This window comes from Microbacterium sp. Au-Mic1, assembly GCF_021341785.1.
GTDB lineage: Bacteria > Actinomycetota > Actinomycetes > Actinomycetales > Microbacteriaceae > Microbacterium.
In genome coordinates, this window is record NZ_JAJTTF010000003.1 from 336,727 (window position 1) to 360,780 (window position 24,054).

Consider the following 24,054-nt stretch of genomic DNA (forward strand, 5'->3'; position numbering starts at 1 on the left):
CGGGGCGGACCCTGATCCTGATCCTGACCCCAATCCGCCGAGACCCCCACGTAGCGTCCAAACCCCCACGGAGAGACGCCGCTACGCGGGGGTTTCGACGCGCCGTGGGGGTCTCGGCGTGACAGGGGTGCGGGAAGCGCGGAAGGAGGGGAGTCGCGGCGCGCGGCAGAGGGGCGCAGGGGAGGGAGAACTGTCATGTCCGATTTCCGCGAGCCTGCGGGTTTCGGTCGTGTCAGAGTGGAGGCATGAGCTTCCCCGGAATGACCTTCGACGAGCGGTACCGCGCGATCGACGCGCGCGATACCCGCTTCGACGGGCAGTTCGTCACGGCTGTGCGCTCGACCGGGATCTACTGCCGGCCGAGCTGCCCCGCCCGCACGCCCAAGCCCGAGAACGTCACCTTCTTCCCGACCAGCGCCGCCGCGCACGAGGCCGGATACCGCGCCTGCAAGCGCTGCCTGCCCGAAGCCGCCCCAGGCTCGCCGGAATGGAACCTGCGCGGTGACGTCGCCGCACGCGCCATGCGCCTCATCGCCGACGGCGTCGTGGAGCGCGAGGGCGTGCCGGGACTCGCCGCACGGCTCGGATATTCGGCGCGCCACTTGACGCGGCTGCTGGCCGGGGAGCTCGGGGCGGGGCCGCTCGCTCTCGCCCGCGCCCACCGTGCGCACACCGCCCGGATGCTCCTGGTCGGCACCGATCTGCCGATCGCCGATGTCGCGTTCTCCGCGGGGTTCGCGAGCGTGCGCCAGTTCAACGACACCGTGCGCGAGGTGTTCGGCCTGGCACCGGGGGAACTGCGCGCGCGGCGCCACGGCAGGGACGCGATGGCCGCGGCGACGGCGGTGCCCGGCGAGATCGATCTGCTGCTGCCCTATCGCAAGCCGTTCGACGCCGACGGCCTGTTCGCGTGGATGCGCGCCCGGGCGCTCCCCGGCGTCGAGGATGTGGGGGAGCGCCGGTTCTCGCGGCATCTGCGGCTGGATGGCGGCCCTGGCTGGTTCGAGCTGAGCCTCGACGCCGCCGACCGGCTGCACCTGCGCGCCCGGCTGGCGCAGCTCGGCGACCTCGCGCCCCTCGTCGCCCGTGCCCGCCGCCTGTTCGACCTCGATGCGGATCCGCTGGCGGTCGACGCCGCGCTGTCCGCGCATGAGACGCTCGCACTACTGGTGACCCGTCTTCCCGGCATCAGGGTTCCGGGAGCGGCGGATCCGCATGAGATGCTCATCCGCGCCATGATCGGGCAGCAGATCACGGTCGCCGCCGCGCGGACCGCCCTGACCCTGCTCGCTCAAGAGCTCGGGGAGAGGGTCGGATCCGCCGACGACCCGCAGGGGGAGGGGATCCTGTTCCCCACCATGACCGCCATCGCCGAGCGCGGACACGAGGTGCTGCGCGGACCTGCCGCGCGGATCAAGGCCGTCACGGGAGCCGCCGCGGCCCTCGCCGACGGCTCGCTGCGGCTGACGCTCGGGGACGACGGCGAGGCGCAGCGCGCCGCGCTGCTGGCGATGCCGGGGATCGGGCCGTGGACGGCCGACTACGTGCGGATGCGCGTGCTCGGCGATCCCGACGTGTTCCTGCCCGGCGACGTCGCCGCCCGTGCGGGAGCCGCCGCGGCGGGGCTGCCCTCCGAGGCGGTGCCGCTGGACGCGTGGGCCGTCCGCACGGCGCCCTGGCGCAGCTACCTGACCGCGCATCTCTGGCGCGCGGTCCCGCCGAAGGCCGCCAAGAACCCCAGGGCGGCCACGACCGGTGCCGGCGCATCGCGCGCCGCGCCGACTCAGACCACGAAGACCACCCAGACCCTCTCGACCACGAAAGGCTCGAAATGACCGCCATCATCCAGACCATCGACACCCCCGACGGGCCCTTCACGATCCTCGCCGACGAGCAGGACCGCGTGCTCGCTTCGGGGTGGACCGACGACCAGGAGGCGATCCTGCATCGCCTCGCCGAGAAGAACCGTCCCGTCGACGTCGTCGAGGGGACCACGACGGCGGCGGCTGCCGTCGACGCCTACTACGCGGGAGACCTCGCCGCGATCGACACCGTCGAGGTCCGCCAGTTCGGCACCGACATGCAGAACACGGGGTGGGAGGCGCTGCGTCGCATCACGCCCGGCGAGCCGCTCACCTACACCGAGTTCGCGGTCGCCCTCGGCAAGCCGGGGGCCGTACGCCCCGCTGCGTCGATCTGCGCACGCAACGCTCCCGCCCTGTTCGTCCCCTGCCACCGCGTGCTGCGCACCGACGGCACCCTCGGCGGTTTCGCGTGGGGCGAGGACGTCAAGCGCCGCCTGCTCGACCGGGAGGCCGCACACGCGATCGCCGCGTGAGCGTCTGGCCCGGCGGACCAACTGCAGCCGCCGTGGTCGTCCGACCCGATGAACTCCCTCCTCCGGTCGCGCCATAGGCTCGGCGCGACCGGAGGAGGACCATGCCCGATCTCGACGCGTTCCGCACGGCGCTGAACGAGCGCCTGCCCGCCCTGCGCCGTGCACACGACGTGCCGGCGGTGTCCGTCGCCGTCGGCGTCGGGGAGTGCACCGCCGCGGCGGCCGACGGGACGCTGAACCTCGGGACGGGCGTGACGGCGACCGCCGATGCGGTGTTCCAGATCGGCTCGATCACGAAGGCCTTCACCGCAACCCTCGCGATGCAACTCGTCGACGACGGCTTTCTCGATCTGGACGCTCCGATCACCGCGGTGCTGCCGGGTCTGCGGCTCTCCGGCGCACCGGCGGCCCCGGGCATCACCGCTCGGAGGCTCCTCACGCACACCGGAGGCTTCGAGGGCGATGTGTTCGACGACACCGGTGCGGGCGACGACGCGCTCCGCGACTACGTGGCGCTGCTCGCCGACCGCACGCCCGCCCTGTTCCCTCCCGGCGCGCTCTGGTCCTACAACAACGCGGGGTACTGCCTGCTCGGGCGGATCGTCGAGGTCCTGCGCGGACAGAGCTGGGAGCGAGCGCTGCGCGAGCGGATCCTGGATCCGCTGCGCCTCGGCCACGCCGCGGTGGATGCGGCCGAGGCGGTGCGTCAGCGGGTCGCGGTCGGGCACCTCGCCCCGCGGCCCGGCGCGCCTCTGGCACCGGTGCCGATCTGGTCGATGGGGCGCTCGAACGCGCCCGCCGGATCGATGCTCGCCATGCGCGCCGCAGACCTTGTGACGTTCGCCCGCGTGCATCTGCATTCCGGCGTCGCTGCGGACGGCGCCCGTGTGCTGTCCGCGGACGCGGTCTCCGCGATGCAGCAGGCGCACGTGCGCCTCCCCGACATCGCCCAGGGCGTGGCATGGGGTCTGGGCTGGGAGCTGTTCGAGCACGGCGGACGCGCGCTGTTCGGGCACGACGGCAGCACGATCGGACAGTCGGCTCTGCTGCGCATCGAGCCCCAGCGGGGCGTCGTCGTGGCGGTCCTGGCCAACGGAGGAGGCGCGCGAGCGCTCATGGCGGAGCTGATGAACGGTGTGATGGAGGACTTCGCGAGCGCGCCACGCGCAGCGCCGCCGATGCCCTCGGGTGCGCCGCTCGGCGACACGCGCCGCTACGAGGGGCGCTACGCCTCGGCGACCTCGGTGACCGAGATCGTGCGCAAGGGGGACGCCCTGGTGCTGGAACGCACCCCGGTCGGCATCGCGGAGGAGGTCGGGGATCCTCCCTACGTCACCGCACTGGTGCGCTGGCGCGGCGAGTCGTTCCTGCCGACCGAGTCGGAGGACGGCGTGCACCAGCCCGTGGCCTTCCTCGGCGACGACGGCGCAGGCCGAGCCGAATTCCTGCACGTCGGCCGGGCGGACCGGCGGGTCGCTTCATGATCGGGATGCCTGACGCCGGCGCCCTGCATCGCAGAGCGGTGGTCGCGGACGCGCACAACGATCTGCTGTGCGCCGTCGTGGCCCGTCCTCCGCACCGGTGGGGGAGCTTCTTCCGCGAGCGATGGCTGCCGCAGCTCGAGGCCGGCGGGGTGGATCTGCAGGTGCTCCCCGTGTTCGTCGAGGACGCCTACCGCCCCGAGTCCGCGCTGCGGCGCACGCTGCGCATGGTGGAGGCCGCGCATCGCCTCGCGGAGGAGAACGCCGGCCGCGTGGCGCTCTGCCGCTCCGGCGAGGACGTCGATCGCACGATCGCCGAGGGGCGGATCGCCCTCGTGCTGGCGCTCGAGGGCATGCCCGGCGTCGACGCGGACGTGGAGCTGATCGCCACCATGCACCGCCTCGGCGTGCGCGTCGGCTCTCTCACCCACGTCGGGCGGAGCGCGTTCGCCGACGGATCCGGCGAGGACGCCGCCGGCAGCCGGCTGAGCGGGGCCGGCATCTCCGCGGTGCGCGAGATGGAGCGGATCGGCATGCTGGTCGACCTCAGCCACCTCGGCGTCGCGGGCGTCTCGCACGTGCTGGAGATCGCGACCAGGCCGGTGATCGCGACGCATTCGTCCGCGCGAGCGTTGCGTGATCACCATCGCAATCTCTCCGACGAGCACCTCGCCGCGATCGCCGCGGGCGGCGGCGTGATCTGCGCGAACTTCTTCGCGCCGTTCCTCGACGCGGAACCCGCCACGATCGAGCGGCTCGTGGATCATCTGGAGCACATCGTGATGATCGCCGGGAGCGACCACGTGGGCCTCGGTCCCGACTTCGTGCGGGAGGTGATCGGTGAGACCACACCGCCATGCTGCGTGGTCACCGAGGTGCAGGGTGTCCCGGCCGATGTCTACCTGCCCGGGCTGGAAGGTCCGGAGGGGCTGCCGCTCGTCACCGAGGCGCTGCTGCGACGAGGGTGGGCCGAGGCCGATATCCTCGGCGTGCTCGGCGGCAATGTGCAGCGGCTGTTCCGGGAACAGCTCGGACGACCTTCGGCCCGCTGACCGGGTCCGATCGTCGAGAGTCGTCTCGGCGGACGAACGGAGGCTGCGCCGTTCGACGGACCGGACGAACGCCGCCCCATCGCGGTGGCGCAGGATCATGGAAGAACAGGCCCGGCCGTGCGGAGCGGCGGGCGCAAGGGAGCGCGCAATGCTGACGATTCGAGACCTCTCGGTCGAGATCCGCACGGGGGAGCGGACCGTGCGTCCTCTCTCCGGCGTCGACCTCGACCTCGCTCGTGGCGAGACGCTCGGCATCGTCGGCGAGACCGGATCCGGCAAGTCGATGACGGGTCTGTCCATCATGGGGATGCTGCCGAGCGGATCCGTGGTGACCAGCGGATCGATCCGCTTCGACGGCGAGGAGCTCGTCGGTGCGGACCCGCGCGCCTTCCGTGCACTGCGCGGGCGCCGGATCTCGATGGTCTTCCAGGACTCGCTCACCGCACTGAACCCCACTCAGCGTGTGGGCGACCAGGTTGCGGAGCCGCTCCTGCTGCACGGACTGGCACGCCGGTCGGAGGCGCTGCGCCGGGCGGAGGAGATGCTGGCGCTCGTGGGCATTCCGCGCCCTTCCGAGCGCATGCGCGACTATCCGCATCAGCTCTCCGGCGGGATGCGGCAGCGGGTGATGATCGCGATGGCGCTCATCACCGAACCCGATCTGCTCATCGCCGACGAGCCCACGACCGCGCTCGACGTCACGATCCAGGCCGAGATCCTGGACCTGCTGGGCGGGCTCAAGGATCAGCTCGGCATGGCGATGATCCTCGTCACGCATGACATGGGCGTGGTGGCACGGCACGCCGACCGGGTCGGCGTCATGTACGCGGGAAGACTCGTGGAGACGGGCCCGACCCGCTCGCTGTTCCGGCGCACGAAGCACCGCTACACCCGGGCGCTGCTCGACTCGATCCCGTCGCTCGAGCAGGACCGCGGCGCCGAGCTGTTCTCGATCCCCGGATCCCCGCCGGACCCTGTGGAGACGGTTCCCGGGTGCCGGTTCGCGCCGCGCTGCGCGGCCGCGACGGATCGCTGCCGGACCGAGCGGCCGCCGCTGGACGGCGACGGCGGGCACGTCTTCGCGTGCTGGAACCCCGTCGACGGGGCGACGGCGGTGCGGCAGGGCCGCGCCCTTCCCGCCGGCCGCGTCGTGGACTCGTCGGCGGTGCCCCGGCTCGAGGTCCTCGAGCTCGTACAGGAGCACCCCGTCTCGGGCTGGACGCCGAAGGGGCGTCGGCGCACCGTGAAGGCGGTCTCCGGGGTGAGCTTCACCGTGCGAGCGGGCGAGACCCTCGGCCTCGTCGGGGAGTCCGGGTGCGGCAAGTCGTCGCTGGGGCGCATGCTCGTCGCGATGGACCGGCCCACGGCGGGCGAGGTGCGGCTCGAGGGCGCGCGCGTCTCGGGGGTGAGCAGGCGGGCGCTCGGAGCCCATCGGGCGCGGCTGCAGATGATGTTCCAGGACTCCGGCGCCGCGCTCGACCCGAAGATGACGATCGGCACGATCCTGCGCGAGCCCCTCGCGATCCAGGGCATCGGTACGACGGCGGAGCGCACCGAGCGGGCGATCGCGCTGCTCGACAGCGTCGGGCTCGGTCCGTCGATCATGGAGCGGTATCCGCATGAGCTCTCCGGCGGGCAGCGTCAGCGCATCGGGCTCGCCCGGGCTCTCGCGCTTGATCCCGACGTCCTGGTCGCCGATGAGCCGGTGAGCGCCCTGGACGTCTCGATCCGCTCCCAGGTGCTGAACCTGATGCGCACCCAGCAGCGCGAGCGAGGGCTCAGCAACGTGGTGATCTCTCACGACCTGTCGGTCATCCGCTACCTCTCCGACCGGGTCGGGGTCATGTACCTCGGCAAGATCGTCGAGACCGGCGCGACGGATGACGTCTACGAGCGGCCCGCGCATCCGTACACCGCCGGTCTGCTCGCGGCGGTGCCCGTCGCGGATCCGGACGCCCCGGTGCCGGTCGGTGCCGAGCGCGTGCGGGGAGAACTGCCCAGCCCGCTCGACCCTCCCAGCGGCTGCCGGTTCCGCACGCGATGCCCGCTCGCGACCGAGCTGTGCGCGGCGGAGGAGCCGGTGCTGGAAGCAGTCGGCACCGGCCACGACGTCGCGTGCCACTTCCCGCTGCAGCCCAAGACGACAGCGAAGGGTGCCCCGAGCCCCGATGCGGACCGGACCGAGACGGAGGCGGCGGCATGATCTCCTATCTGCTGCGCCGGATCCTGATCTCACTGCTCGTGCTGATCGGCATCTCGATCGTGATCTTCGTGATGCTGCATCTCATCTCCGATAGCCCGGGCAGGGTCGTGCTCGGCCCGCAGGCCTCGGCCGCCGCAGTCGACGCGTTCAACCGGGAGAACGGGTTCGACCGTCCGCTCTTCGCGCAGTACGTCGACTACGTGGGACAGCTGCTGCACGGCGACCTCGGGCGCTCCTACAAGCTGAACGAGGAGGTGTCGGTGCTGTTCGCGCAGAACGCGGGGCGCAGCGCCGTGCTGTCCCTCTCGGGTCTCGTGCTCGCGCTGCTCATCGCGATCCCGCTCGGGATCCTTCAGGCGGTCCGGCGGAACACCGTCGTCGATCGCGCCGCCACCGGCGTCGCCTATCTGCTCTACGCGACGCCGTCGTTCCTCGTCGCGCTCCTGCTGATCGCGCTGCTCAGCCAACTCGTGCCGCTCTTCCCCGCGGAGGCCTCGCAGTCCGCCTCGCCCTGGGTCGTGTTCACGGATCCGCGCGCGATGGCGCTGCCTCTGCTCACGCTCGCGCTCACGAATGTCGTCGTCTTCTCGCAGTACCAGCGCTCCGCGGCGCTCGAACAGCTCGGCATGGACTACATCAAGGTGGCGCGCGCCAAGGGAGCCCCGGAGCGGATCGTCCTGATGCGGCACCTGCTGCGCAACGCCTGCATCCCGCTCATCACGCTCGTCGGCGTCATGATCCCGACGCTCCTGGCGGGCAATCTCATCGTCGAGTCGGTGTTCAACTACCCCGGCCTCGGCCTCCTGTTCCTGAACAGCCTGCATCGCGAGGACTATCCGGTGCTGCTGGCCTACACGCTCATCGGCGGTGCCCTCACCGTGCTGGGCAACCTCCTCGCCGACCTCGTGGTCGCACGCGCGGACCGACGGATCGAGCTGAGCAGATGACCACCGCACACCCAGAGCTGTCCGAGAAGACCGACGTCATCGTCGCGACCGCATCGAGGGCGCGGCCGCTCGCCGCGGGAGCGGTCCTGCGGGCGCTGCGGCGCCGTCCGATGGCTGTGACCGGGGCGGCGCTGCTCGCGCTGCTGGTGCTGTTCAGCTTCGTCGGCCCGCTGCTGTACCCGACGAACCAGACCGATGTGAACCTGCTCGATGCGCTCCTGCCGCCGGGGGAGGGGTACCCGCTCGGCACCGACTCGAACGGCTTCGACGTGCTCGGCCGGCTCATGCTGGGCGGACAGGTGTCGCTCGAGATCGGCCTGCTGGCCGCCGTCTTCGCCACGACGCTCGGCACGATCTACGGCGCTGTCGCGGGGCTCGCCGGGGGCGTCGTCGACGGGATCATGATGCGGTTCGTCGACGTGCTGCTCGCGATCCCGTTCCTGTTCTTCGTGCTCATCATCGCGGCGCGGTTCACCGCGACACCCCTCACTCTGAGCCTTGTGATCGGCGGCTTCTCCTGGCTCGTCTCGGCGCGGCTCATCCGCGGCGAGGTGCTGTCGCTGCGGGTGCGCGAGTTCGTACAGGCCGCGCGGCTCATGGGTGCGGGGGACCGCAGGATCATCTTCACGCACCTCATCCCGAACACGTTCGGCGTGATCATCGTGAACCTCACCTTCCAGGTCGCCGACGCCATCCTCGTGATCGCCGCGCTCGGATTCCTCGGGTTCGGGTTGAGCTATCCGGTCACGGACTGGGGCAGCCAGCTCTCCAGCGGCGTCGCGTACATCACTGCCGGCAACTGGTGGCTGATCTACCCCGCAGGGCTGTGCATCGTGGTCGTGGTGCTGGGGCTGAACCTTCTCGGCGACGCCCTGCGCGACGTTCTCGATCGGCGGCGGTGAGTGCGCGGAGCGGGTGTGTCCACCCTGACAGCCGGGCGGAACGGAAACTGTCCGGATCTCTGAACGTGCCGGATCAGGCGTCCTGCACGCTCGAATCAGCAGGATCCGGGACCCGGCGGGATCGCCCCGGAAACCGAAGAACCCGACGAACCCGCTCGACGAACCCGATGAATTCGAAGAAGGAGCACAGCATGAACCCGCAGGTTCCCCGGAGGCGACGGCGCCTCCTGATCGCGCTCACGGTCGCGGCCGCCCTGATCACCACCGGCTGCACCGCCGGGACCACCAAGGTCGACCCCTCGCAGTACCGCACCATCCCGGCCGCGAGCGGCAAGGCCGTCGACGGCGGCGTCATCACGATCGCGATGACGCCCGGCCTCGCCCCGAACTACATCTTCCCGTACCCGCCGGCCGAGGCGAACGGCGCGGTGATCGGCTACGACCTGATGTGGCGCACGCTGTATCGCGCCGACGCCGACGGCAAGAGCAACGCGGGCACGAGCCTCGCCGAGGCCCCCGTCTACAGCGACGACGGCCGCACCGTGACGATCGCCATGAGGAAGAACAGCTGGTCCAACGGCAAGGCCCTCACCGCCGGAGACGTCGTCTTCTCGCTCGACATCCTCAAGGCCGCCGTCGCCCAGAGCGCTGCCAACTGGGCGTTCTACACGCCCGGGCAGTTCCCGGACGGGGTGACCGCGACCGCGCAGGGGACCGACACCGTGGTGTTCACGCTCGAGAAGGCGTACAACCCCGCGTACCTGGAATCGCTCCTTCAGCAGCTCGTCGTCCTCCCCTCGGCGGACTGGAGCATCGCCGCGAGCGGCGGGCCGGTGCTGGACTACACGGATCCGGCGAACGCGGGCGCGATCTACACGTTCCTCACCGGGCAGTCCTCCGACCAGTCCACCTTCGCGACGAACCCCCTGTGGCAGGTCGTGAGCGGACCGTATGCGCTGAAGAGCTTCGAACCGACCACCGGATCGTTCTCGCTCACCCCCAACAAGGCGTACACGGGTCCGGGGGAGCATCGGCTCGAGCAGGTCGACTTCAAGGCCTTCACCTCGGCCGCCGCGATCTACAACCAGTACCAGGCGGGCACGATCACGGTCGGGCGTCTCGATTCCAGCTACTCCTCGAAGATCGAGGATCTGCGGAAGAAGGGCTACAACGTCTACGCGGCCCCCGCCCCCGCGCGTTCGGATCCCCTGGTGATCAACTTCGCGAACACCACGGGAGGGTTCGACAAGATCATCGCCCAGCCCTATGTGCGACAGGCGCTCCAGCATCTCGTCGACCAGCCGCGGTACATCAAGAGCCGCGGCGTCTACAACGGCGCTGCGAGTGAGAACTACGCCACCGTCGGGCTGGGCTCGGCCTTCCCGCCCGCCTTCGGCGACAAGGCGCCCTACCCCTTCGACCCCCGGACGGCCGAGAAGCTGCTCGCCGATCATGGCTGGAAGGTCGACAAGGCGGGCACGACCTGCGAGCGGGCAGGCACCGGATCCGACCAGTGCGGTGCGGGCATCGCCAAGGGGCAGAAGATCTCGTTCACGCTCGCCTCGGCGAGTTCTCCGAGCTACGTCGGCGCACGCGACCTCGCGTTCTCCTCGGAGGCGAAGAAGATCGGGATCGACGTGAAGGTCGTCTCGAAGTCCCTGAACTACATGTACGAGAACTACACGAATCCCGGCGCACCGGCGAACACGAACGAATGGGCCATGCAGGACAGCGGGCCGTTGGTGATGACCTCGTACCCGACCGCGAACGGCGCGTTCAACACCGATGGCAGTTTCAACCTCGGCAGCTACAGCAACGCGGACGCCGACAAGGCGATCGAGGCGAGCGTGTTCGGATCCGACCCGAAGGCGCTGAGTGCCGAGACGACCCTGCTGTCGAAGGACCTGCCGGTGCTGTTCCTGCCGACCCCGGACAACCTCATCGTCTGGAAGAGCACGCTCTCCGGGCCGCCGGACACGTTCGAGGGCCTGCTGAAGTTCATCTACTCCCCGGAGCAGTGGTCCTTCACCCAGAAGCAGAAATAGCGACCCGGAACGGGGCCGGTCACGAGAGGCCGGTCCCGTGACGGTGAGAGGATCATCCCTGATGCGCGAGACCGATCGGACGTACGTCCGCCCGCTGGCGGCACCCGGCGCCCCCTGGGATCCCGTTCTGGTGCGGGGCCTGGTCGGTGATGCGCGCGTCGTACTGCTCGGCGAGGGCGCCCACGGCATCGACGACTTCGCCCGGCTCGGCGACGGGTTGTTCCGCACGCTCGCGACGGAGCTCGGCTTCACCGCCTTCGTGCGCGAGTCGGGTTTCGCGGAAGGGCTGGCCGTCGACGCGTGGATCCAGGGCGGCCCGGGCGACGTCGAGGACGTCGCCCGGGCCGGGATCACCTACGGCTTCGGCGATTCCGACGCCGTCCGCCGGCAGCTGGGCTGGATGCGCTCGGAGAACGAGCAGCGTCGGACGGCGCGCGCGACCGGGCCCGGCGAGTCCGGGGCGGCCGGCGGCTCGTTGCGCTTCTGGGGCATGGACCTGCCGGGATCCTCGACCTCGCCCGGACCCGCTGTGCGGGTGTGCCTCGCGCACATCCCCGCGCACCCCGGCGACGACGAGCTGCGCCGGATCACGGATCTCGGCGGACGCACCGAGGCGGCGATCGCCTGGGAGAGCCTGGACGAGCAAGGGCGAGCCCGCATCCGCGACGGCATCGCCGGGCTGCGTGCGCGGGTGGAGCGAGACGGCGACGACATCGCGCGGCGGAGCGCGGCGACGCTCGATGCCTTCCTCGCGGAGCTCGCCTGGGACGGCGAGCCGGGTGCGTACCCGCGGGAGCGGCTCATGGCCGACACTGTCGCGTGGATCGCGGAGCGCGAGGAGCGGATCCTGGTGCTCGCGCACAACGCGCACGTGCGCCGGGAGCCGCTGCACGGCCGACCGACGATCGGCACGCTGCTGCACGAGCGGTTCGGCGCCGGGCTGCGAGTGATCGGCATGACCTACGGGCACGGCCCCGTGGTCTCGTTCGCCGAGCGCTCGCCGCGTCCCTTCGACTGGGAGGCGGCGCTCTCGGAGCGTGAACCCGCCCCTGGTTCGCTCGAACTCGCCCTGGATCCGCTCGGTGACGTGCTCGTCGATCTGCGCGACGCGCCCGCCGCGCTGCGGGACGGAGTCGAGGGCACCCACGCGGGCGGGGGGATGGATCCGCTCGCCGATGCGACGAGCGCGTTCGACGCGGTCGCGCACCGGCATCGGGTCGAGCTCGTGCCCGGCCACCTCGACCGGCTGCAGGCGGAGTTCGGCGTCGGGCGCCAGAGCCCCGGCGGAGGCGACGCGGCTCCGTCGCCTCCGGGTGCCGGCGCACGGTCCGACGCGCCGGGCGACGGGCAGGAGGGCCTCGCATGAGCGTCGCACCGCTGCCGGCCCGGGTCGAGGACACCGTGGAGATCGTCGCCGGCATCGCGGTGCCGGATCCCTACCGCTGGCTCGAGGGCGATGCCTCGGTCCCGGGCGAGGTCGCCGACTGGCAGCGCGCCCAGGCGTCCCACGCCGAGCAGAGCATCTGGGCCGGCCACGACCGTGAGGCCGTCCTCGCCCTGGTCGAGCGCAGCCACACCGGTGCCTGGCCGGAGCTGCCCCGCGGCGGGAACGGACGCTGGTTCCGTGCGGAGGGGCGCCGTCTGGTGGTCGCCGACGAGCCCTACGGCGTCGGGCGCACCCTTGTGGATCTCGCCCGTTTCGACGCGCCGGGCAGCACGGCCGTGCTCAGCTGGTTCGCCCCGTCGCCCGATGGTGCGCTGCTGGCGCTCGGGGTCTGCACCGACGGCAGCGAGCACAATCGGGTCGAGCTCGTCGAGACGAGCACGGGCGCGCTGCGCGACGACGCCCCGCCGGAGCTGCTGCACAGTTCCTGGGGCGGAGGGATCTCGTGGTTCCCCGACAGCACGGGCTTCGCCTTCCTCGGCCTCTCCAGCACCGCGCACGACTTCCGTCAGGTGGTGTACCGCCGGAAGCTGGGCATGCGGGGACCGTCCGCGATCGAGGACGTGCCGGTCCCGGCAGGATCGCGCGAGTACACCCGGATCCAGTTCTCTCCGGACGGACGCTGGGCGGTCGCGAGTCACCGGGTCGGCACGCCGTTCCCCGTCGCGGTGCGCGACCTCGCCGATCCCGCTGCGCCGTGGCGTCCCTTCCTGCCGTCGCGGCCGGAGACCGTCGTGGGGCACATCGTGGGTGACCGCTATGTCGCCGTCACAGACCTGGACGCGCCCCGCCGCCGGCTCGTCGCGATCCCGCTCGACGCCGCCGATCCGGCCGACCCGTCCTGCTGGACGGAGCTGGTGCCGGAGAGCGACGCGGTGCTGCGCTCCGTGCTCCCGGTCGGTGATGCGCTGTACCTGAGCGAGTTCCACCGCACCGCCGCGCGCGTGCGGATCCTCGACGAGAGCGGCGCCGAACGGGGCACCCTGCCCCTGCCGGGAGAGGGCGCTCTCGCCGCCCCGTTCTTCCCACTGACCGGTCTCGCAGCCGAGAGCCGGGACGGAACCTTCCTCTTCGCGTTCTCGACGCTCACCTCGTCGTGGGGCGTGTACCGGCACCGACCGGGCGGTGCGCTCGAGGTGCTGCGCGAACCCGAGATCGTGATCGACGCGACCGCGGAGCTGCGCGAGGCGACGGCCTCCGACGGCACCGCGATCCCCTACCACGTCGTGCGCCCGCGGGGCGGGTCCGGGGCGGCTCCGGTGCTGATCTCGGCATACGGCGCCGCCGGGATCCCCACCCTTCCGCAGTACCAGCCGGATCTCGCGGCCGTCCTGGCCTCGGGAGGCACCGTCGTGCAGGCGTACCTGCGCGGAGGGGGAGAGTTCGGGAGCGCCTGGTTCCGGGCGGCCGACCGCGAACGACGCGGCACCCGCGACGGCGACCTGCTCGCGGTGGCCGAGGACGTGGTCGCCGCGGGGATCGCAGCACCAGGCCGGCTCGCGCTGTCCGGCGGCTCCGACGGCGGGCTCATGTGCGGCAACGCGATCACCGCGCGCCCCGACCTGTGGTGCGCGGTGCTGCCGCGCGCCCCGCTGCTCGACCTCGTCGGTGGCTTCCGCAACCCGTATCTGGAGTTCGTGATCCGCAAGGCCTGGGGCGACCCCGACGATCCCGTCGACGTGGAGCGCATGATCTCGCTGTCCCCGTACGAGCGCGTGCGACCGGCGGACTACCCGCTGCTCTACGTGGAGGCCGGTGCCAACGACCCGCGCTGTCCGCCGTGGCAGGCACGCAAGTTCGTGGCGCGCATGCAGGCGGCGCAGCGCGGACCGGCGCCGATCCTGCTGCACGTCTACGAGAATGCCGGCCATGGATCCGGCACCGGGCATGACGTGATCGTCGCGCAGGACGCGGCCTGGCTCGCGTGCCTCCTGGGAGCGCTCGGTCTGCCGGATCCGGTCCGGCCCGAGTCGCGCCGCTGAACGCGAGACCCGACCCGGTCCGATCGGCGCCTCCACGCACGGGTTCCCGCGTCGGGGAGTGTCCCGGCGCGGGTCAGCGCTCAGGATTGATGGCCCGCAGGCGCAGCTGCATCATCGCGCCGAAGCGCGCGTTCGGGTCATCGAGGTCGATCCGGCCGACCTCCGCCACGCGGCGCAGGCGGTAGCGGAACGTGTTGGGGTGCACGAACTTCGCTGCGGCTGCGACGCCGACGTCGCCGAATGCATCGAGCCAGGCCTCGAGCGTCTCGGCGAGGCTGCTGCCGTGCGCCTCGTCATAGGCGAGCAGCCGCGCGAGCGGACCGGACGGGATGTCCCGCGCGGGTCCGGCGAGCTCGAGCAGCAGCGCCTCGGCGTGCACCTCATCGAGCCTGGCGACCTGGCGGTCCACGATGCCGGCGCGCAGCACCCGAAGCGCGCGGTCGGCGCTCGCTCGGGAGCGAGGGAGGAGCGAGGTCTCCGTGACCACGATGCCGACGCCGATGAGCGGACGCAGCGTCGAGCGCATCCGGGCGAGGAACTCCATCGCCACGCGCACAGCGCTGTCGCCCTCTTCGTCTGCGTCCGCCGTGGAGACGAGAGGAAGCACGCCGTAGGCGATGTCGCCGACGAGGCCGGAGACCGAGCGCGGGTGCGCGAACGACAGGTGCACGGCGAACGCGTCGGCGACGCGCTTGCGCTCCGCGGCGAGGTGCGCGTGCGAGAGCTGCTCGGCGGCGGGATCGTGGAGGGTCAGGGCGAGCACGACGCTGTGCTCCTCGCGCAGCCCCAGGCGGTGCACCGCCTCTCCGGCGGAGGGGCCGCCGGAGAGCGCGGTGCGCAGCAGCTCGGCGCGGAGCCGGCGCTCCACGTCGGCATCCGTGCGCTGCCACACCATGTGCATCGCGACGAGCTTCGCGGCATCGTGGAGGGACGCGCTGCGCTCCGCAGTGAGCGAGCCCGCGGTCCAGATCGTGCCGAGCACCTCGTCCCCGGCGCGGACGGCGATCGCGGTGCGCACCTCGTCGCCGGCGGAGCCGGTGGCGACCTCGACAGGCCATTCGCTCCGCGCGATCCGGGCGAGGGCGCCGCTCTCCTCGAGCGCGCGCACGTCCTGCGACGGCAGGGGGCGGGCGCGGATCCCCGGTGCGCGCTGCTGCTCGGGGCCGTTCGAGAAGGCCAGCAGCTGCGCGTTGCGATCCTCGATCGTCACGGGGGCTTCCAGCAGCGCCGCGATCGCGTCGGCCACCGCGAACAGGTCGCCCGCGAGGATGCCGCCGAACGTCACCGGCCGCGCCTCGTCCGGATCCCCGGGCGTCATGAGTGAGCGCAGCATGCCGGCCAGGTGCGCCCATGTCGTGCCGGGGTTCAGCGCGAGCATCACGACGCCGGTCGCCTCGGCCTCGGCCCGCAGCGCGTCGTCGGCGTCGAACGGGGCGCGGACCACGAGGGCCGTCACACCGGCCTGGGCGAGCAGGGGGAGCAAGCGCCTCACGAGCTCCGGATCCTCGACGCCGACGCCCATCACGAGCGAGTTGCGCGGGGCGTCCGGCTCGTCGCGAGGATCGTGGATCACGATCGCCTCGATCGTGCGCTCGGGTGCGACCGTGCCGCAGACGACCGTGAGCAGCGTGGTGTCCAGTGCCTCGAGCACCCGCACCAGGGTGACCTGCGGGCGGTGGTTCATCGGGGGCACCTTCGCGACGCTAGCACGGGGCCTCGCGCTGTCGTGCGGCGTCCGTCGCGGACTCCGCCGACGTCCGAACGCGCGCCGCCGCCTGCTGCGCCGCTCATGATGCGAACGGGATCCAGGCGCGTGAGACGGTCACCTCGTCGAGCACCGCGGCATCCGGCGTCACGCCGATACCCGGCCCGGTGGGGACGCTCATGTGCCCGTCGTCGAGCCGGAACGGCGCCGTCACATCGGTCTCGTAGTAGCGCTCGGAGGCCGAGGTGTCGCCGGGCAGGGTGAAGCCGGGCAGAGCGGCCAGAGCGAGGTTGGCCGCGCGGCCGATGCCGGTCTCCAGCATGCCGCCGCACCACACGGGGACCCCGTGCGCGACGCAGAGGTCGTGGATCCGCCGGGATTCGAGGTAGCCGCCGACGCGACCCGGCTTGATGTTGACGATGCGGCAGGCGCCGAGCTCGATCGCCTGCGCGGCGTGCGCGGCCGACAGGATCGACTCGTCCAGGCAGATCGGCGTGCTGATCCGTCGGGCGAGCATCGCGTGGCCCGCGAGATCGTCGGCGGCGAGCGGCTGCTCCAGCAGGGACAGATCGAAGGCATCCAGTTGTGCGAGGTGCTCGATGTCGGCCCTCCCGTAGGCGGCGTTCGCATCGACCTGCAGCAGGATGTCGCCGAAGCGTTCGCGCACGGCCCGCACGGGCTCCAGATCCCAGCCGTGCTCGATCTTCAGCTTGATCCGCACGTAGCCGTCGGCGAGATAGCCCTCGACGGCGTCCAGAAGTGCGGGGATCGTCGGGGTGATGCCCACCGAGACACCGCACGCGACCCGGTCCTTGACGGCGCCGAGGTGATAGGACAGCGGCACGTCGCGGGAACGGAGGTCGGCGTCCAGGACCGCCGTCTCGAGCGCGGCCCTGGCCTGGCGGTGCCCCTTGAACGGCGCCAGGATTCCGGCGATCCGATGCGGGTCCAGGTCGCCGCGGTCCGCGAGTGCGGGCGCCAGGACGTCGGTGAGCACCGCTGCTGCAGCCGGTGTGTACTCCGAGCTGTACAGCGGCAGCGCGCTCGCGCCGCATTCTCCCCAGCCCTCGCTGTCGGCGCCGACCGCCCGCACGAGCACCGCTTCGCGCACGGTCTCGGTGCCGAACGAGGTGCGGAACGGGCTCACCAGCGGCATCCGGATCGTCCGGACCTCCACGCCCTCGAGCTTCATGGCCTCTCCTGTCTGTCGATGATGTACCAGCCGGTGCGATCGAAGCCGCGGACGGTCGCGCCGTCGGCGAGCAGCTCTCCCATGACGTCGCGCAGGGCGAGACGCCAGTCGGCGGCGCGCCGCGGATCCGTCTCGCGCATGCCCTCGATGTCGGCGGGCACGCCGATCAGCACCGTGTCGGCGTCAGGTGCGGCGAGACTCGGGGCGTCGGAATCATCGGGGCGCAGCGCGACGGCAGCGCCCTCGGCGCGAGCCCGGGCGGCATCGACCGCGAACGGTCGGTGCTCGACCGCGGCGAGGGTGCGCAGGGCCCCCAGTTCCCAGCGCACCAGGATCCTGTCCGTTTCATCGCCGCCGTTGATGCGGTCGTCGAGCGCGCCGTAGAGGCGCGGAAGGTACGTGTCGACCGACGCCGCGAGCTTGCCGAGGTTGAAGTGCGCGTTGCGGCGGATGAGCGGGTCATAGGTCCATGTGATCGTGTCCGCGTCGCGGTGCAGAGCCCAGGCGCGTTGATGCAGTTTCAGGGCGAAGCCGAGGTGCCGCCCTCGCGCGCGCGGGGTCGTGCCGGCGATGTGGCTGTGCAGGTTCCGCGAGGCGGGCGGACCGAAGAAGCCGAAGCAGGCGCCGACGAGCTCCGGGGCTCCGTCGCGGTCGTCGAACGCGCCCGAGACCTGGTTACCGGCCTGCACCAGGGCGCGCAGCATGTCGGCCGTGACCGGAGGGTTCGTCGCCCCTGTACGCCAGATGCGCTCGTACAGGGCCCGCACGGCCGCCAGGTCGCGCATGTCGTCGAGCGGGCGGATCGTCGCTCCGGACGCGGCCTCCGCGGCCATCGCGGCGCGGTCCGCATCTGCGAGCAGGCTTGCCCGTTCCCCCGTGGTGGGTGCGGTGGCTCCGATCATCGGACGGGAGCGGTGGTCGAGGCCGACGCCGGGAGTGCGACCGGGGCAGGCGGGCCCGGCGGTGCCGCGCGGATGTCCTCGATGAGGCCGGCCAGCAGACGCACCCGCGGTTCGAGTTCGGCGATCAGCACGTGCTCGTGAGCGGCATGCGCCCCGCCGCCGACCGCACCGAGGCCGTCGAGCGTCGGTGTGCCCACGCCTGCGGTGAAGTTGCCGTCCGAGGCCCCGCCGACGCTGATCCCCGCGAGCGGAGGCAGCGCGAGCGCGTCCGCGACCCGCTGCGCTCGACGGAACAGTTCGGCGGAGGAGTCGGCGGCGAGGGGGGAACGGTTGATCCCTCCGTCGACGTCGACGCGCGCACCCGCCAGCCGAGGGGTGAGTGAGAGCATCCCGGCGTGCACGCGGTCCTGCTCCGCGGCGGAGAGCGCACGGACGTCGACCGAGAACGAGGCCTGGGCGGGGACGGTGTTCGTGGTCGTGCCGGAGCTCGTGCGCGTCGGGGTGACCGTGGTGCCCGCGTCGGCGTCCCCGAGGAGCGCCACGGCCTGCACCTGGTGCGCGAGCTCCAATGTCGCGTTCACCCCGTGCTCCGGGTCGAGCCCCGCGTGCGATGCGCGCCCGTGCACGGCGACCTCATAGCGCGAGACCCCCTTGCGGGCGATCTTGAGCGCGCCGTCGGGGCCCGCCGCCTCGAGCACGAGCGCGGCGACCGCCTCGCGGGCCTCGTCCTCGATGAGCGCTCGCGAGGTGGTCGATCCCGGTTCCTCGTCCCCCGTCACGAGCAGTGTGATCCCGGTCAGGTCGGAAAGCAGGCCGAGCGCGTGGAAGGCGATCACGAGTCCGGCCTTCATGTCGAAGACTCCGGGGCCCGCCAGCGTCCGCTCGTCCGCGCGGGCGGGCAGCTCGTGCAGGGACCCGATCGGCCACACCGTGTCATGGTGGCCGAGGACGAGGATCCTCGGCTCGCCGGAGAAGCGCCAGCGCAGGTGGGTGCGGCCATCGAGCACGATCCGCTCCGGCGCCGCGCCGAGGCGGGTCGTGCCCAGTTCGGCGACGGCGTCGGCGCTGCGGGCGACGGCGGCGAGGTCGTCCGACGGCGACTCGCAGCGGACGAGGCGCAGGATCTCCGCGACCAGCGTCTCGACGGGTTCCGGCATGGCGGCTCCTTCGGGAGGGGATCGTGCTCCCATCCTGCTGAGCCGCGGACGCCGCTCGGCTGTCCGCTCGACCGAAACCGGACGCTCCGGTTGATCCGATCCGACGATCGGACTCCTGGCGCGCGCCGTGCCGTCGTGTGAACCGCGGGCCGACCCAGAGCTTCCGGCGGATCGGGAATGGATGCCGCGCGCCGGATGCTGCCCTCAGTACCAGCGAGCCGTGCGAAGGCGACGGTCCGGGACAGGCCACGAGGGCGATGAGATCGGTTTCGGGAAAACGCTTGCGTTCAGACGGTTCACAAACATAGGCTGGACGGCTGTCGCGTCAACCGACCCGGCGGCCGTCGAACCGAGGAGGACACCATGCCCACGATCACCACTGCATCGTCGATCAGCGCTGTCGCCGGTTCGCCCATCACCCCGGCCGAGGACTGACTCAGACCCACCCGCTCACGGCGGAACCTCTGCGTCTTCGCGGACGTTCAGCGGCCCAGGGCCGCTGAACCGCTCCGACCCCCTCGGCCGCACCGGTCGCTCATCGCACGGATGCCTCGCGTCCGCTCCTTCTCGTCCCCTGCCATCCCCCTGATACGCAACCGCTGAGAATCATGTCTGAAGAATCCACGTCGTCCTCATCCGCCTCCACCCTCTCCACGCCCCGCGCGCTCGCGCGCCTGGCGCCCTTCGTGAAGCCGGTCGCCTGGCGCCTCATCGGCGGCGGAGCCTCCGCTCTGGCCGCCGCCGTCATAGCCCTGTGCGTGCCGCTGCTGCTCCAGGTCGTGCTCGAAGGCCCGATCGCCACCGGCGAGATCGGCGCCATCATCTGGGGCGCGGTCGCCGTCACGGTGCTCGCCCTCGGCGAGGCCCTCATGGTGTGGCTGCGTCGGCAGTTCGTGCTCAACCCCGCCACCCAGGTGGAGTACCGCATGCGCACGCAGCTGTACTCGAACCTGCAGCGCCTGCCCGTCGCCTTCCACGACCGCTGGCAGTCGGGCCAGCTGCTCAGCCGGATGATGCAGGACATCGGCCTCATCCGCCGCTGGCTCGCCTTCGGCCTGGTGCTGCTCGTCGTCAACCTGCTCACCATCGTCATCGGCGCGGCCCTGCTGTTCCGCTGGCACTGGCTGCTCGGCACGATCTTCCTGATCACGGCCGTGCCGCTGTGGATCTCGGGCTTCCTGTTCGAGAAGCGCTACGGCGTGCTCACCCGGCGCAGCCAGGATCAGGCCGGCGACCTCGCCACGAGCGTCGAGGAGAGCGTGCACGGCATCCGCGTGCTCAAGGCGTTCGGCCGCGGCAAGCACGCACTCGTGAAGTTCGCGCGCCAGGCCGAGTCGCTCCGCGAGACCGAGCTGAGCAAGGCGCGTTCGGTGGGCTGGATCTGGTTCTGGCTCGTGCTGATGCCCGAGATCGCGTTCGCGCTCAACCTCGTGGCCGGCATCTGGCTGATCGCCCAGGGCGCCCTCAACGCGCCGGAGCTGTTCGCCTACTTCGCGATGGCGACCGTGCTGCGCTGGCCGATCGAGTCGATCGGCTTCCTGTTCTCGTTCATGCTCGACGCGCGCACGGCCACCGACCGCGTCTTCGAGATCTACGACGAGCAGAACACGATCACCGATCCGGAGAACCCGGTGAGCATCGCGGAGCCCCGCGGCGAGCTCGCGTTCGAGGGAGCCCGCTTCCGCTACCAGGACGCCCGCCCGCACGAGCGCGACCTGCTCGACGGCATCGACCTGGTGCTGCGCCCCGGCGAGACCATGGCGCTGGTCGGCATCACCGGATCCGGCAAGACCACGCTCACGACCCTCCCGACGCGCCTGTACGACGTGACCGGCGGGCGCGTGACGCTCGACGGTGTCGACGTGCGCGACCTCACCCTGGCCGAGCTGCGCACGCACATCGCGATGGCGTTCGAGGACGCCACGCTGTTCTCGGCCACCGTGCGCGAGAACGTGCTGCTGGGCCGGGCCGATCTGGACGTGCACAGCGACGAGGCGGAGCGCGTGCTCCGCGAAGCGCTGGACGTCGCGCAGGCCGCCTTCGTCGACACGCTCCCCGAGGGCGTCGAGACGATGATCGGCGAGGAGGGGCTGAGCCTGTCCGGCGGACAGCGTCAGCGGCTCGCGCTCGCGCGCGCCGTGGCGGCCAAGCCCAAGGTGCTCGTGCTGGACGACCCGCTGTCGGCGCTCGACGTCGATACCGAGGCGCTCGTGGAGGAGGCGCTGCGCCATGTGCTCGCGGAGACCACGGCGCTCATCGTCGCGCACCGCCCCTCGACCGTGGCCCTCGCCGACCGGGTGGCGCTGCTGCAGAACGGGAAGGTGACGGCGGTCGGCGCGCACTCGGAGCTGTTGCGCACGAGCGCGCACTACCGGCACGTGATCTCGAGCCTCGAGGCCGAGGAGGCCGCGCGCACGGGCGCGATCCCCGTGATCCGGGAGGCGGTCCCCAAGGCCGCGCCCGCCACCGAGGCGTTCGGCGAGAGCGCCGCCGATACCCACGCCGAGAACGAGGAGGTGCAGGCATGAGCGTCATCGGAACCCAGGACGAGGACCGCTCCGACCTCACGCACGAGGAGAGCCGCGCGATCCGTCGTCGCTCGCTGCGGCTGTTCGGATCCCTGATCGCGCCGCTCAAGGTGCAGATCACGCTCACCGCACTGGTGCTGGTGATCTCGACGGCCGCGCAGGTCGCCGGCCCCGCACTGATCGCCTACGGGCTGAACACGGCGCTGCCGGCAGTGCTCAAGCACGCGGACTGGATGCCGACCATCGTGGTCGGGATCGCCTTCCTCGTGATCGGCGCGGTCGGATCCGCGCTGATCGGCTGGTACGCGGTGCTCACCGCCCGCATCACGCAGGCGGTGCTGCTCGACCTGCGCAAGCGCATGTTCCTGCACACCCAGCGGCTGAGCCTCGAGTTCCACGAGAGCTACACCTCGGGCCGGATCATCTCGCGCCAGACGAGCGATCTGGACTCGATCCGGGAGCTGCTGGACGGCGGCCTCAACCAGCTGGTGTCGGGCCTTCTGTACGGGCTGTTCACCTTCATCGCGCTCGTGCTGGTGGACTGGGAGTCCGGTGTGGTGCTGGTGCTCGCCGGCGTTCCGCTGGTCTACCTGATGCGCTGGTTCTACCAGCGCTCGCAGCTCGTGTACCGCGAGTCGCGCGTGATCAGCGCGAAGGTCATCGTGCAGTTCGTCGAGACCATGACCGGCATCCGCGCCGTGAAGGCGTTCCGCAAGGAGCCCCGCAACGACGTGTCCTTCCAGGAGGTGGCCGGCGACTACCGCGACGTGAACCGTCGATCGATGCTGCTCTTCGGCACGTTCGAGCCCGGGCTCATGGCGGTCGCCGCGCTCACCCTCGGCGTGGTCGTGGTGTGGGGCGGCGTGCGGATGGCGAGCGGTGAGATCCAGGTCGGCATCCTGCTGGCCGCGGTGCTGTACGTGCGCAACTTCTTCGCGCCCATGCAGGAGATCGCGATGTTCCTGAACTCGTTCCAGTCGGCCACGGCCGCACTGGAGAAGGTGTCCGGCGTCCTCGACGAGGTGCCGACGGTTCCGGATCCGGTCAAGGCGGTCGACCTCTGGGAGTCGAAGGGCCACGTGCGCTTCGACGACGTCGAGTTCGGGTACGCCCAGGACCGGGTGATCCTGCCCGACTTCTCCCTGGACATCCCGGCGGGGCAGACGATCGCACTGGTCGGCACCACCGGTGCCGGCAAGTCGACGCTCGCGAAGCTCGTGTCGCGCTTCTACGACCCGACGGCCGGCGCCGTGACGCTGGACGGCGTGGATCTGCGCGATCTGCATCCGAAGGATCTGCGCCGCGCGATCGTCATGGTCACGCAGGAGGCGTATCTGTTCAGCGGCACGGTCGCCGACAACATCGCGCTCGGAAAGCCCGACGCGACGATGGAGGAGATCCGCGCCGCCGCGCGGGCCGTGGGTGCCGACGCGTTCATCGACGCGCTCCCGGACGGGTACGAGACCGACGTGAACAAGCGCGGTGGGCGCGTCTCGGCGGGGCAGCGTCAGCTGATCTCGTTCGCGCGGGCCTTCCTCGCCGACCCCGCCGTGCTGATCCTCGACGAGGCGACCGCCTCGCTGGACATCCCGTCGGAGCGGTTGATCCAGGACGCGCTGCAGACTCTGCTCGCGGACCGGACCGCGATCATCATCGCGCACCGTCTGTCGACGGTCGCGATCGCCGATCGCGTGCTCGTTATGGAGCATGGACGCATCATCGAGGACGACGCCCCCGACGTCCTCATCGCCGGCACGGGCAAGTTCGCCCAGCTGCACGCCGCGTGGCAGCAGACGCTGGTCTGAGCGGCCGGCCGAACCCCTCGGTGCCACGGCGACGTCGTACCGAGGGGTTTCGGCGACTCCGCAGGATGGCGGTGCAGGATCTGTCCTGTGACGTTGCGAACATTCTGCGCCGGCGGGGGCGTATCGACCGAGGAGGGCATCGTGGAGCGGGTCGGTAGGCTCGAGGTGTGGATCCGATCTGGTCCGCGGCCGCGGAGTTCTGGTGGGTCGCGCCGGTGGTCGCCGGCGGGGCGGTGCTGACTGTGGCCGGCGTGCGTCAGAAGCTCCGTTCCGGTGGCCGTCGCCTCGGCTACGACGCCGCGCGCCTCGATCTGCAGAGCGCGCTGAGGCAGGCGAACGAGGCCCGCGTCGCCGTGCGCGTGGCTCGCGCC

The 24,054-nt window shown here is 71.5% G+C and carries 16 protein-coding genes and 1 pseudogene; 13 read left to right on the plus strand and 4 right to left on the minus strand.

Annotation, left to right across the window (positions count from 1 at the left end; genetic code table 11):
* Positions 1 to 245 precede the first annotated feature (245 nt).
* The 10 genes from LXM50_RS06140 to LXM50_RS06185 all read left to right on the plus strand — a co-directional run bounded on the left by LXM50_RS06140 (position 246) and on the right by LXM50_RS06185 (position 14,394).
* Complete coding sequence (locus LXM50_RS06140) at positions 246 to 1,835, plus strand: DNA-3-methyladenine glycosylase 2 family protein (RefSeq protein WP_233310423.1); 1,590 nt, start codon at positions 246 to 248, stop codon at positions 1,833 to 1,835.
* Positions 1,832 to 2,338 (plus strand): methylated-DNA--[protein]-cysteine S-methyltransferase, encoded by a 507-nt coding sequence (locus LXM50_RS06145; RefSeq protein ID WP_233310424.1) that lies wholly within the window; start codon positions 1,832 to 1,834, stop codon positions 2,336 to 2,338. Before LXM50_RS06140 ends, LXM50_RS06145 begins: the two co-directional genes overlap by 4 nt.
* A gap of 101 nt (positions 2,339 to 2,439) precedes the next feature.
* The gene (locus LXM50_RS06150; protein ID WP_233310425.1) at positions 2,440 to 3,822 is read left to right on the plus strand and encodes a serine hydrolase; all 1,383 of its coding nucleotides are present in this window, start codon (positions 2,440 to 2,442) and stop codon (positions 3,820 to 3,822) included.
* Between the two features lie 5 nt (positions 3,823 to 3,827).
* The gene (locus tag LXM50_RS06155; protein ID WP_233310426.1) at positions 3,828 to 4,871 is read left to right on the plus strand and encodes a dipeptidase; all 1,044 of its coding nucleotides are present in this window, start codon (positions 3,828 to 3,830) and stop codon (positions 4,869 to 4,871) included.
* Positions 4,872 to 5,019: 148 nt separating this feature from the next.
* Complete coding sequence (locus LXM50_RS06160; protein WP_233310427.1) at positions 5,020 to 7,074, plus strand: ABC transporter ATP-binding protein; 2,055 nt, start codon at positions 5,020 to 5,022, stop codon at positions 7,072 to 7,074.
* Positions 7,071 to 8,021: an ABC transporter permease gene (locus tag LXM50_RS06165; protein WP_233310428.1), complete on the plus strand. Its 951-nt coding sequence runs from the start codon at positions 7,071 to 7,073 to the stop codon at positions 8,019 to 8,021. Before LXM50_RS06160 ends, LXM50_RS06165 begins: the two co-directional genes overlap by 4 nt.
* Entirely contained in the window at positions 8,018 to 8,923 is a 906-nt protein-coding gene (locus LXM50_RS06170) for an ABC transporter permease (protein ID WP_233310429.1), read from the plus strand. Before LXM50_RS06165 ends, LXM50_RS06170 begins: the two co-directional genes overlap by 4 nt.
* A 191-nt stretch (positions 8,924 to 9,114) precedes the next feature.
* The gene (locus LXM50_RS06175; protein WP_233310430.1) at positions 9,115 to 10,968 is read left to right on the plus strand and encodes an ABC transporter substrate-binding protein; all 1,854 of its coding nucleotides are present in this window, start codon (positions 9,115 to 9,117) and stop codon (positions 10,966 to 10,968) included.
* A 61-nt stretch (positions 10,969 to 11,029) separates the two neighbouring features.
* The gene (locus LXM50_RS06180) at positions 11,030 to 12,334 is read left to right on the plus strand and encodes an erythromycin esterase family protein (RefSeq protein ID WP_233310431.1); all 1,305 of its coding nucleotides are present in this window, start codon (positions 11,030 to 11,032) and stop codon (positions 12,332 to 12,334) included.
* On the plus strand, positions 12,331 to 14,394 hold the full coding sequence (locus LXM50_RS06185; RefSeq protein ID WP_233310432.1) for a prolyl oligopeptidase family serine peptidase: 2,064 nt from the start codon (positions 12,331 to 12,333) through the stop codon (positions 14,392 to 14,394). Before LXM50_RS06180 ends, LXM50_RS06185 begins: the two co-directional genes overlap by 4 nt.
* Before the next feature lie 73 nt (positions 14,395 to 14,467).
* Here the strand turns inward: LXM50_RS06185 and LXM50_RS06190 are convergent, their stop codons facing one another.
* The 4 genes from LXM50_RS06190 to LXM50_RS06205 form a co-directional block, all read right to left on the minus strand.
* Complete coding sequence (locus LXM50_RS06190) at positions 14,468 to 16,078, minus strand: CdaR family transcriptional regulator (RefSeq protein ID WP_233310433.1); 1,611 nt, start codon at positions 16,076 to 16,078, stop codon at positions 14,468 to 14,470.
* 103 nt (positions 16,079 to 16,181) lie between these two features.
* A complete protein-coding gene (gene menC / locus LXM50_RS06195) occupies positions 16,182 to 17,291 on the minus strand; it encodes an o-succinylbenzoate synthase (RefSeq protein WP_233310434.1) in 1,110 nt (369 codons plus the stop codon).
* Complete coding sequence (locus LXM50_RS06200) at positions 17,288 to 18,193, minus strand: hypothetical protein (protein ID WP_233310435.1); 906 nt, start codon at positions 18,191 to 18,193, stop codon at positions 17,288 to 17,290. The genes menC and LXM50_RS06200 overlap by 4 nt, the downstream gene beginning before the upstream one ends.
* Positions 18,190 to 19,350: a M20/M25/M40 family metallo-hydrolase gene (locus LXM50_RS06205; protein WP_233310436.1), complete on the minus strand. Its 1,161-nt coding sequence runs from the start codon at positions 19,348 to 19,350 to the stop codon at positions 18,190 to 18,192. Before LXM50_RS06205 ends, LXM50_RS06200 begins: the two co-directional genes overlap by 4 nt.
* A 608-nt stretch (positions 19,351 to 19,958) precedes the next feature.
* Between LXM50_RS06205 and LXM50_RS06210 the strand changes: the two genes are divergently transcribed.
* From LXM50_RS06210 to LXM50_RS06220, 3 genes and pseudogenes are all read left to right on the plus strand, one after another.
* Positions 19,959 to 21,878, plus strand: coding sequence for an ABC transporter ATP-binding protein (locus LXM50_RS06210; RefSeq protein ID WP_233310437.1), 1,920 nt, complete (start codon positions 19,959 to 19,961; stop codon positions 21,876 to 21,878).
* Positions 21,875 to 23,683, plus strand: coding sequence for an ABC transporter ATP-binding protein (locus LXM50_RS06215; protein ID WP_233310438.1), 1,809 nt, complete (start codon positions 21,875 to 21,877; stop codon positions 23,681 to 23,683). Before LXM50_RS06210 ends, LXM50_RS06215 begins: the two co-directional genes overlap by 4 nt.
* A 167-nt stretch (positions 23,684 to 23,850) precedes the next feature.
* Positions 23,851 to 24,054: pseudogene (locus LXM50_RS06220) on the plus strand (hypothetical protein); the annotation flags it as partial.